The sequence below is a fragment of the Dehalococcoidia bacterium genome, from assembly GCA_028711995.1.
Classification (GTDB): domain Bacteria; phylum Chloroflexota; class Dehalococcoidia; order SZUA-161; family SpSt-899; genus JAQTRE01.
Genome location: JAQTRE010000114.1, coordinates 1 through 9,528, shown reverse-complemented (window position 1 = coordinate 9,528; position 9,528 = coordinate 1). Strand labels below are relative to the sequence as shown.

The window sequence follows — 9,528 nt, the reverse complement described above, 5'->3', positions numbered from 1 at the left end:
CCCATTGTCTCGGTGAAGCCCAAACCGGCATTCTGGCCAACCTTCCAGGTCGCGACCATCAAGAAAGGCTCAGAGGTCGTTCTAGTAAAATAGCTTCCGAATCATTCAGACTCGGAAGCTCTCTCGTGTTTCTGGTGGAGACGGGGGAGGGTCGAACTCCCCCTGAAACACAGACCTATCTTCTCTTTCACAATCATGCCGCACATGATCCACCTCTCCGCACCATCCATGGTTGTGGCTTCTTCGGTTTCATAACCGGCCATCTCCTCAAACCCACTCTTCCCTTTGCCCTCACCCTCTGCTCCCTGTCAGTAAAGGCACGCCGCTGTGTGAAGCCGGCTAAGGATTCCCGCTATGCCGCCATCTGGAATTCCATCTTGCGAATATCGCTCACCCTGGACGAAGCATCAAGGATTTCGAGCGATATCAGGTTGCCAGCATCATCATAGTCGAGAATGACGCCGGGCTTGTCTTCGTCGCTTTCGGCAACCGGCGTTCTCTCTTTGAGAATCATGCTCAGTGTGTCGGTTTTGGGATCATAGGTAACTTTCATCGCGGTCACCTCCAATACTTGCCAATCTTGCTGGTACGGTAGACTGTCACCACTTCAGCAGGAGCGCGATCGGTATCCACGAACACTCTGATGAGATATCTCTTGCCACTCATCTGTACGCGAGACTGAAATACCTCTCGCCCCTCACGTACCATCAAGCGCTGTTCCGGTTTGTGCACGATCGCTCGCACCATGTCCAGCGGAATACCTCGCCTCTGAATTTCGAACTCGGCGTGGTCTGTGATTTCATATTCGACGGGATCAGGCTTCATGCGCGCCTTCCATATCGTCAACGTCCTCGTGCCAAAGATCAAAGAGACGACCTGCCTTATAAGCCACAACATCTGGACGAGCGTCCAACCAGGCAGTCACCATCCGAAATCTCGCTTCGGGATCATCTTTCAAGCGGCCAAGTTCAACCACTAGGTTTATCTCGTTCGCTCGCCCACCACCACCGCAACGCAAACCATTAGCTTCAACAGCATCGACTATAAAATCATCAAGGAACTGGTCAAGCGCCTCGCTGCTGTTGAGGGTTATGAAAACTTGTCGCCCCCACTCCCTGAACTCACCGAGATGCTTTTTCTTCCTCAACCGCTTCTTCATCATTGATCACCTTATCGATAGCCCTCAGCCCAAACAGAACTCATTTGACTGCACTGCTATTCTACCATATCTGCATCTGCATGAAGTTCCAATCTCAATGAGAACGCCTCGGCCTGAAGTTATGGAAGGCTCATTCTCAGGGGTACCAGAATATCTTTCGGATACGGCGGATATTTGAATCCACGCCCCCACGTGAGGGGCAACCTCACGCTCACATCGGCGTGCCGTCCGTTGCCTTTCTTCGGATAGCGCTTCCGGACGATCTTCAATAACTCATCCCAAGGAATCACCCGATCCATCTCTTCCAGAAACTTCTCCCGACGAGTCTTCTTATTCTTATTGTCATAGGTCAGGCTGGCAAAAGTGGGTCCATTCATCACGGCAGAACTCCCTAAAGTTGAATCTGCCATTATTATCGCATGAATTCAGGAGTTAATCAGAGATTCCTTAGCTCATGTGTTATTTCCCGTAGCCCTTAGCGTCTTGGGTCAGCCGTATTGACAGTGGTCTAATCCGTCAAGTGTTTCATTTCGCTGCTTGGCGACACACTGTGAACGTAGTCACCTATCCAACTTCATCTCCCACCGACAGGCGATTTCGTCCGAGGCTTTCCTTGGAGGTAGTTTGAGCGGAATGACCTCAATCTTTGGATTGAAATAGTCGGCTATGACACGAAACACTTTGGGCTCCAAGCCATGACAGAGTAGTTCTTCACGCCCTGTTCCTTCTTTTTCGATAGAGGCTAGGATTGGACACGTGCGGAAGGTAAGTATGGCATGGTCACGGCTCTTGATATCCACGTCATAATCGTAGAGCCACATCCAAGGGCTGGACTGCATGGCTTTCATCATCGTCAGAACGTCATCTCCATGGATGTTCAATAAGCTGGTTGTCGACTTGATCTCCCAGACTTGGGCCTTCTCCCAAACGTCAAGATCACACTCGAGGGCCGCCTCATTACCCCACCTGTTCATGACCGTGACATACCAATAACCGTCCACTCTTCGTATGTATTCGGAGTACATTTTGAGGAGCTTGAGTAGGGTCTCTCTGGTCAATTTGTCGGGACCGAAATCAGGGTCAAATTTGCCGGTGTAGTCTGCTATTTCCATGAGCTCGTCCTCCCCTTGTAATGGATTTAACCGGTCAGATTGTGCAAACACGAGTTTTCGCGGGAATGACATGAGTGGCATCCCCCAATTGCAAAGACGAATCACAGGCACTACGCTACGACTTGACCTGGTGAGATCTGATCAGCAGCACCGGGCGGTACGATTGCCGGAGCACATAGTCTGCCACACTGCCCAAGACCGCTCGCTTGAGCCCGCTGCTGTTGTTGTCAGCAGTGCTCAGATTAGCTGGACCGTACCCACTCCCACACGCAGGCAACCTCCGTCGGGCTTTTCCGGGGAGGGAGCTTCAGCGCGTTCGCCTTGAAATCAGGCAAGAGAACACGAATATACTCGGTAAACATCGCCACCTCAAGCTGATGACAGACGGGTATTATCCGCGATGGTTCATGCTTTTCGAGATAATCCAAAAGCACGCAACGGCGTACGGTCAATTTCACATGATCCCTGTTTATCACTTCAATGCTAGTGGTGGGCTGCAAGAACAGCCCCTCTACGAGCAACTGAGAAACCTTTGTGAAGTCCACCGCGTCTCTTACCTGAGTGTTTGCCAGCTTGGCAATTCTGGGCACATTGATTTTCGCTGCCCGGGCAAACGCCTCCAGCTCGAACTCGTCGGCCGCCTGCTGCCCCCATTTCTCTTGGACCATATGGAAACAAATGTCCTCAAATTTGATAAACTGGGCCTGCCATTCCTTGGCCAGCTTAGCCAGGAATTCTTGAGAGAAATCCTGTAGCTTCAGATTCTCCTTCAGTGCCCCACTGTAGTCTTTTAAGTCTGACATCTGGCAATCCTCCTTCTATGTGATTCGATATCCAGCGGGTTATGTCTTCTGACTATCCCATTCTCCCTGACGTCGACCAGATCGACCCCCTGTTAACCGCTGTCAACTCTATCAGATACCTTTGTCTGGAAGGCACTCTCACCAAGAAGTGAACAGATCAAATCTTCTTGGTGATCTCAGAAAGCTCGCTTTATCTAGGATGTTCTAGGGAACGCCCACCTTTTTTTGGTGCGACGTTGGCCGATCCGCGAAGCGGATAATCGCCGGTTACCATTCACCCACTCGATTTCATCATCTCCGTTTCTTGCCACTAGCAGCACGACTACGCATGGATGACATTAGCTTCTTGGTTGGAGAGAACTGGTTGAGCCCTCGCCTTCTCCCCTTTGGGGCTCCTTTTCCCCCCTGCTTATTTGACTTCTCTTTTCCCATTCCTTACTCCCTTTAGGTATATCACGTCGCAACGGTGATGAGCGACTACCAACGCTGCGGCCTGTCGAGACGGACTTGCCGGGGTGTAGACCAGCCTCGGCCCATTTGGTTGCCTTGACCCCCAGTAGCCCTGAAAATCCTTCCGGGTTCATCCGGCGTGCGATAACGAGATCCCAAACTCAGAGACGTGTTGCGCTGCTCGAATCCACAGGTATCTTTCTGTCTGTGCTTCGTGTATGTTGACGGCGACGCATATTCAATCCAACTCCGAGCGATCACGCGGGTCGGATGGTCACCGCTGGGGATTCTATTCCCTGCTCTGTTTCCTGCTGCGGTATTGTGGCGACGCTTACAGGCCATCTTGATCACCTTACTGATCCGGCATTGTCAGCTTTCCGGTTAGCAAGTCCCAAAATATAGCCGACACCTTTATCCTCAAGCATCCGCTGCACATAACATCTTCGTGCGTGTTGGTTTTCTCTATGTCTGCTGCTAATGGCACAGACCTCCGATCGCCGAGTGGACTTGTACGAAACTCTCTCTGCGCTGAAGTCAGGACGCGCGCCGAAGAATCAGCAGCCCAGACTTACTGTCCTCATTCGGATCGTACAACTTGGCATCTGTCGCATCCTCAGCGTCACGTTGAGTCGCAGAACGCTAATAGTCATTCTTTCGAGAATATCTGGATTCACTAGTCAGCCACGTCCCATGCTCAGCAGACATTTCAGGTGGAAATAGCCTCTGCCATACTCACAGTTTGACGATTCTATAAATGATGGTTCCGCAATCTGGGCATTCACCTGCAATCGCGGGGCGCTCTCCCTTCAGAAGGGTGGCTTTCGGGCCTGCAACCGTCACCGTTTTCTTGCACTTCGCACAGCGGGCTTGCGCCCCCTTCTCCATGTTGCGCATGAAACGGACGCCCGCAGCATCTCGAAAGCCGAGGGCTTCACCCTGTGATGTCCGAATACTCTTCCTAACCATGACGCAACCTCCCACCTCGTGCGCCAGTTGGCAAATTGCGCATGCCTTCAAGGGATCTATCTCTATTTCTTCTTGGCGGCTTTTGGCATCTGTCCTTTTGTAAGGCGGACTCCAGCCTTTTTCAGTGCTGCGGCCTGCCTTGCTTTTTCCTTGCCTTCCCTCCGCTTTTCATTCGGTGGGGTCTCTATACCCGATTCGCTGCATTCGTGAATTGGCAACGTCGTGGGAATGGTTTGAGATACCACGTGCTCAGCTTGCGCCGGATCAGGAATTACTGCTTCATCAGCCAAGCCTATTCTAACTATCAGAAAGTCACGCAAACCTGCCGGTGTACGAACCTCAACTCTATCTCCCTCTGATCTGCCCAGAAGAGCTTTGCCAACTGGTGAGTCAATAGAGATCTTACCTTCGGAAGGATTACTGTCGACACTTTCAACGAGGGTAAATTGATGGCCTTTGCCATCGTTGTCCTGGACAAGAACCTTGGTGCCGAAACCTGCTTTGCAGCACGCGGCAGGCGGTTCCATTACTGCTGCCCGATTGACTATGTCCTGCAGGTCCCGAATCCGTCTTTCAACAAGAGCCTGCTCATATCTGGCGGTTTCATACTCCGCATTGCACACAATGCCGCCCGCCGCTCTCGACTGCTCTTGCAACTCCGTGATTTCCCGTCTCCGTACAGAACACAGGTAGTCTAACTCCGATACGATCTTCAGTAATCCCTTTTCAGTCCCGGAGAGTCCCTTTCCCTTCATTCTCACTTCCTTTTCTGAGCCTGGTCAAAACATGGCTCATTCGATATTCCCTCAGTCCAACGTGTGTGGCTGGCAAACAGCAGAATTGCCAAAACAAGGCCGAACTAACAGTCCGTCAAGTATTCTGTTTTCTAGGGGGTTGAATCGTGGATTTTTTTGGATGGTGGGGTGTTGCTACCAGAGTAGCATCAACCCCCACCGTTGTCAAGCCAGATATTCAACAAACACAATGTCTGGAAACCGCCAGACAACGGGAGGAATACTTTTCAAGAGTTAAGGCCTGACACACACGCTTGACCTGAAATAAGGGGTATGCTACTGTAGTAACATAGAGTCTCTCAGTATTGATATGGAGGATGGATGTGAGACATAAGCGTGGGCCAATACTCACCAGAAACGATACCCTCGATGGAGCATCATTGATATATGAGTCTAGGCCAATATATTAAACAGGCGAGAGGAAAAAGAGGACTCAGTCAGTGGGATCTCGCAAGACTGAGCGGGTTGACCAGGAGCCATCTTTCTCGCTTGGAGCTGGACAGCTATCAACACTCTTCGGCTGTGACATTTCTGTCACTTGCCGAGGCACTCCAAGTCTCGCCACAGGAATTATACGAGGCAGCCGGATATATTGAAAATAGAGAGGAGCGTGTGACTCCTCCTGAGAACGCTCAACAATCCTTGGCTGAGCTTGATATGCCGAGGCTGGCGCGGATTCCTGTTCTTGCAGAAATACAATCCGAGGTACCTGAAGTAGTGAGTTATGTCTATTGGGGGCTATCAGAGCACTTGAGCGACAACATCGTAGGTGTTCTGGCAAAAGGTTTCTGCCTTGAACCGAGCCTGGATGTGAAGGAAGACGATGTGATTCTCGTCGACCGAAAGATGACACCCTCTCCCGGCAATATTATATTGTGTCATCAGGACAAAGTGGTCCACCTGATTCGGTACCCTGGTACGACGGACCATAATGGAGGCAGTGGACGCGATAGTCACATCTACGGCGTGGTTATTGGCGTAAACAGAAACCTAATCTGAAAAACGAGTCCCGCGCTTGGCTTCTGCAATAAACTAAAGTCAGTCTCTCCCACAACGGGATCCTTAATTGCCCCAGAGGTCACCTCATTCGGAGATTCTTTCCTAGGTTTTCCTCGCCCGTCTTCTGCTATCCGAACCGAGTGCTGCCATCATCCATCATGCCCGCCATGCTTTCATATTACTGTAAAACGACCAAATCTCTAGCCGAGCTTCGGCGCGACTATCCATCATCCCGACGGGACTGATCCGTGTACAACTGATTTGAGCCATCATTCCGCTTCCATTTCCCCTGGCCGAATTTCTTCTATGAGTCAACCATCTGATCATCCTCTGGTGGAATCTCGAATGTGTTAGGGTCTGGCGGTGCGGGAGAATGGTTCTCAAGACGAGCCAAACTGAGCATTTTCGCCAGCTTGCGGTGAATGTTCCTGACCGATCGTACCGTCAAGAATAGGAGAAAGGCTAAGAACAGAACGGGTATGGCCAGGGCATACGATCCAATGGCAAGGAGATCGGAAATGAGAGGGACAAACCACAAGATAATGAATATCGACAGAGCAAGCAGCATGGTATCCCGAATAACCACGTGTAGCGTCTCATATCGCCACCCCTTGGGCGATCTCCTCCTCCTGAGGATGTACTTTGTGCTCTCATCCACGATGATTCGGGTGTTTCGCCATATGATAACAAAAGAGGGCATACACACGGCGAGCAAGAATAGAGTGTAACAAATGCCAATAATATCCAACCGTACATTCTTGAGGAAGCTCAGGGTATCGATGAATTGAAGTGTGAGACTCCCCGTGCCGATAATGAGTGCCACCACGAGGAGGTGAGTCAAGATAATCTTGACGCTATGACGTAGTGTTTGGGCCAACTCATCTCTGGGTGTCAACGCAACATGGAGTATATGACCCCATTCATTGACCCAATATCCATAGGTCCGTAATAGGCGCGGTGATTTTCGATCGACAAAATCCGCCACATGCGTCACTGAGTGCGCAATATAAGGGCCAGTAAATGAAGTCAATCCTGTTACCAGAGCGATAACCGGATAAAGAGGAGCGATAACAACTCCACTGTCTGCCCCCACTTTGGCTGTAGCCAGAGACAGCTCCCCCATCACCGGTTGGCGCATTCCTACCTCGAGGGAGGTCTTCAACTTGTAGCCGACCATGAGAGTCGCCAGCGTATTGATCAGTATTTTCCCCAACACGAAAACCATAAAAACGGCGATCGTCGGGATGATGAAATCCTTGATATCCCGGATGTTAACCAACATGCCGATGGTGATAAAGAAGATGGCCGCGAACATATCCTTAATAGGCGTTACCGCTTTGGTGATGGCTGGAGAGTGTTGCGTATCGCCAATGAGAGCTCCCATAATGAACGCACCAGCGGCTGCGGATAGCCCCAGGGTATCGCCAATTACAGCCATCCCGAAGCAGAGGCCCAAACTGACGATGAGGAGTACTTCTTCGGACTGAAATTGATGGGTGTAGTTGATAATCCGGCGAACGATGAATGGGCCAAGTTTGAGAGAAACGATAAGGAAAATCAATAGTCGAAAAACCAGTGAACCGATGTCACTCAGATCGGCAGTGCCGGTTGTTGCCATACCGGCGAGGACGGCGATGAGTATTACCGCGATGAAATCTTCCACCACACTGACGCCTATGACAACTGGCGAGAAGGAGCGGTTTGACTCCCCGGCATCTTTCATCGTCTTCCCGATGATGGCAGTGCTGGTGACTACGAGGGCTGCTCCAAGGAAAAGACTTTCTTTGCTCCCCCACCCTAGCAACCTCCCCAGTCCGTACCCAATACAGATCATGGTGAGGCTTTCTACTACTGCGATAAACATCACTGCGATGCCCATTTGTCGAATCTTGCCCCAACCGAATTCGAGGCCTAGGGCGAAGAGAATGAGCACCAGTCCCAAATCCGCAAGCAGCCTGATCGTGTTTGGATCACCCACGCCGGGGAAGGAGAGGCTATAGGGACCGAGGAGGATTCCTCCTATGAGATAGCCGATTATGAGCGGTTGGTTCAACTTGCGGAACAGCAGTGTCACTGCACCGGCAGTCACCATGATAACAGCAAAGTCTTTGACCAGGGCAATATCTTCCATACCTGCTGAATTGGCCTTCAGAGAATTCTAGCCCACCAGCGAGGCTTTTGGGCGACCAAGGTCCTTCTACGGAGGACGGCATTGGGAGGTTCAAGCTTCTGGTCAGGCTGAGGCAAGGTTCAAGTCCATCTTAACCATGTCTATGTTGTAATGCAATATTGAATTTCGTCAAAATGATTGTCCGTCGAAGACGAAGTCCTTCCGGACCTACCAGTTTTGCGACTTTCGTAGGCTCGCTGGATGAGTTCCCTTTTCGGAGCCGTGCTATTATGCGCTAGGCAGTGAGACTGATGCACACATGATTAAAGATCATGCGCCGGGCGAGGGGCCAAGTATGATACTGCTGCTATGAAGCAGGGCGGTGTAAACCGTCAGGCGTAGGGTTAATCAGAGATGCGGTCTTCCGGCTGGGTCAAGTATTCCTCAAGTAGAACACTACACATGGCGCAGTAAAGCGGTGAAAGCCTGATACGCCCCACGGGTTTTTCCCTCTCAATCGAAACGGGCTTCCCTATGGCGTTGGGAATCTCTTCCGGGCTTTTCCAATCCCAAACCGCGCACCAGCCCTCCTTCTCATAGGGACAGTTATCACGCTTGTCCTTACCCGCTTGCCGGGCTGCAGCGATCAGGATGGCTACGTCGGAAGGCATCTTCAACCTGCTCAACTCCTTCTCGATCTCTTCCATCTTCTTTCTCATCTGGACTATTTCGGGATCAGACTGGGCATCTTCCTTGCCTTGAACAGTCGGAGCTTTGGCGTGCTCTTGTCGCCATCTGCGCTGGATAGCGTACACCGTCCCCGGCCTAAAGCCCATGCCGATAATTTCACCGGATAGCTTTCCTTGCCCAAGCAACGCGATAATGCCCTGCGTTAGCGTCTCTGCCATCTCTTCCTCCTGCATTGTAATCGACTTGGCGTACAGTGTATCCCGTTCCCCGCTGTAGTGCAACGCTGGGAATGCATGGTAGTAGTAATAGTAGGCTGTGAGCTACTTGGGGAACAACTCATGCTGGAGTTTAGAAAGAGAGGAAATGTTTAACACGATCTGATCCGATACAGCATAAGCCCCTTGACACCAATTATCTTTTCGTGTATAACGAAGTCAATCTCGCT

General features: G+C 51.0%; 11 protein-coding genes. 1 reads left to right on the top strand and 10 read right to left on the bottom strand.

All coding sequences use genetic code 11. The annotated features are described in order from the left end of the window. Positions 1-352: 352 nt before the first annotated feature. From PHV74_12620 to PHV74_12585, 8 genes are all read right to left on the bottom strand, one after another. On the bottom strand, positions 353-553 hold the full coding sequence (locus PHV74_12620; protein MDD5095201.1) for a DUF2283 domain-containing protein: 201 nt from the start codon (positions 551-553) through the stop codon (positions 353-355). Between the two features lie 5 nt (positions 554-558). After that, positions 559-825, bottom strand: a complete 267-nt coding sequence (locus PHV74_12615; GenBank protein ID MDD5095200.1) for a hypothetical protein — start codon at positions 823-825, stop codon at positions 559-561. Continuing rightward, positions 815-1,162: a 50S ribosome-binding protein YggL gene (locus PHV74_12610; protein ID MDD5095199.1), complete on the bottom strand. Its 348-nt coding sequence runs from the start codon at positions 1,160-1,162 to the stop codon at positions 815-817. The genes PHV74_12615 and PHV74_12610 overlap by 11 nt, the downstream gene beginning before the upstream one ends. 116 nt (positions 1,163-1,278) lie before the next feature. Beyond that, positions 1,279-1,569, bottom strand: a complete 291-nt coding sequence (locus PHV74_12605; protein ID MDD5095198.1) for a hypothetical protein — start codon at positions 1,567-1,569, stop codon at positions 1,279-1,281. A gap of 150 nt (positions 1,570-1,719) precedes the next feature. Further along, positions 1,720-2,271, bottom strand: a complete 552-nt coding sequence (locus PHV74_12600) for a DUF6125 family protein (GenBank protein ID MDD5095197.1) — start codon at positions 2,269-2,271, stop codon at positions 1,720-1,722. Between the two features lie 242 nt (positions 2,272-2,513). Further along, on the bottom strand, positions 2,514-3,074 hold the full coding sequence (locus PHV74_12595; GenBank protein MDD5095196.1) for a hypothetical protein: 561 nt from the start codon (positions 3,072-3,074) through the stop codon (positions 2,514-2,516). A 1,182-nt stretch (positions 3,075-4,256) separates the two neighbouring features. Continuing rightward, positions 4,257-4,490: a DUF5679 domain-containing protein gene (locus PHV74_12590; protein ID MDD5095195.1), complete on the bottom strand. Its 234-nt coding sequence runs from the start codon at positions 4,488-4,490 to the stop codon at positions 4,257-4,259. A 62-nt stretch (positions 4,491-4,552) separates the two neighbouring features. Further along, on the bottom strand, positions 4,553-5,245 hold the full coding sequence (locus PHV74_12585; GenBank protein MDD5095194.1) for a GreA/GreB family elongation factor: 693 nt from the start codon (positions 5,243-5,245) through the stop codon (positions 4,553-4,555). Between the two features lie 426 nt (positions 5,246-5,671). On the opposite strand from PHV74_12585, the gene PHV74_12580 reads away from it, so the two are divergent. Continuing rightward, positions 5,672-6,283 (top strand): helix-turn-helix transcriptional regulator, encoded by a 612-nt coding sequence (locus tag PHV74_12580; protein ID MDD5095193.1) that lies wholly within the window; start codon positions 5,672-5,674, stop codon positions 6,281-6,283. Positions 6,284-6,587: 304 nt separating this feature from the next. Here PHV74_12580 and PHV74_12575 read toward each other — a convergent pair whose 3' ends face one another. Together PHV74_12575 and PHV74_12570 are read right to left on the bottom strand one after the other, a co-directional pair. Further along, entirely contained in the window at positions 6,588-8,414 is a 1,827-nt protein-coding gene (locus PHV74_12575) for a cation:proton antiporter (protein MDD5095192.1), read from the bottom strand. A gap of 383 nt (positions 8,415-8,797) precedes the next feature. Then, positions 8,798-9,301 (bottom strand): hypothetical protein, encoded by a 504-nt coding sequence (locus tag PHV74_12570; protein MDD5095191.1) that lies wholly within the window; start codon positions 9,299-9,301, stop codon positions 8,798-8,800. Between the last annotated feature and the right edge of the window lie 227 nt (positions 9,302-9,528).

What these genes read in the sequence shown, in the direction of transcription:
- PHV74_12620 (MDD5095201.1), bottom strand. Translation starts at nt 553, where the DNA reads ATGAAAGTTACCTATGATCCCAAAACCGACACACTGAGCATGATTCTC.
- PHV74_12615 (MDD5095200.1), bottom strand. Translation starts at nt 825, where the DNA reads ATGAAGCCTGATCCCGTCGAATATGAAATCACAGACCACGCCGAGTTC.
- PHV74_12610 (MDD5095199.1), bottom strand. Translation starts at nt 1,162, where the DNA reads ATGATGAAGAAGCGGTTGAGGAAGAAAAAGCATCTCGGTGAGTTCAGG.
- PHV74_12605 (MDD5095198.1), bottom strand. Translation starts at nt 1,569, where the DNA reads ATGGCAGATTCAACTTTAGGGAGTTCTGCCGTGATGAATGGACCCACT.
- PHV74_12600 (MDD5095197.1), bottom strand. Translation starts at nt 2,271, where the DNA reads ATGGAAATAGCAGACTACACCGGCAAATTTGACCCTGATTTCGGTCCC.
- PHV74_12595 (MDD5095196.1), bottom strand. Translation starts at nt 3,074, where the DNA reads ATGTCAGACTTAAAAGACTACAGTGGGGCACTGAAGGAGAATCTGAAG.
- PHV74_12590 (MDD5095195.1), bottom strand. Translation starts at nt 4,490, where the DNA reads ATGGTTAGGAAGAGTATTCGGACATCACAGGGTGAAGCCCTCGGCTTT.
- PHV74_12585 (MDD5095194.1), bottom strand. Translation starts at nt 5,245, where the DNA reads ATGAAGGGAAAGGGACTCTCCGGGACTGAAAAGGGATTACTGAAGATC.
- PHV74_12580 (MDD5095193.1), top strand. Translation starts at nt 5,672, where the DNA reads ATGAGTCTAGGCCAATATATTAAACAGGCGAGAGGAAAAAGAGGACTC.
- PHV74_12575 (MDD5095192.1), bottom strand. Translation starts at nt 8,414, where the DNA reads ATGGAAGATATTGCCCTGGTCAAAGACTTTGCTGTTATCATGGTGACT.
- PHV74_12570 (MDD5095191.1), bottom strand. Translation starts at nt 9,301, where the DNA reads ATGGCAGAGACGCTAACGCAGGGCATTATCGCGTTGCTTGGGCAAGGA.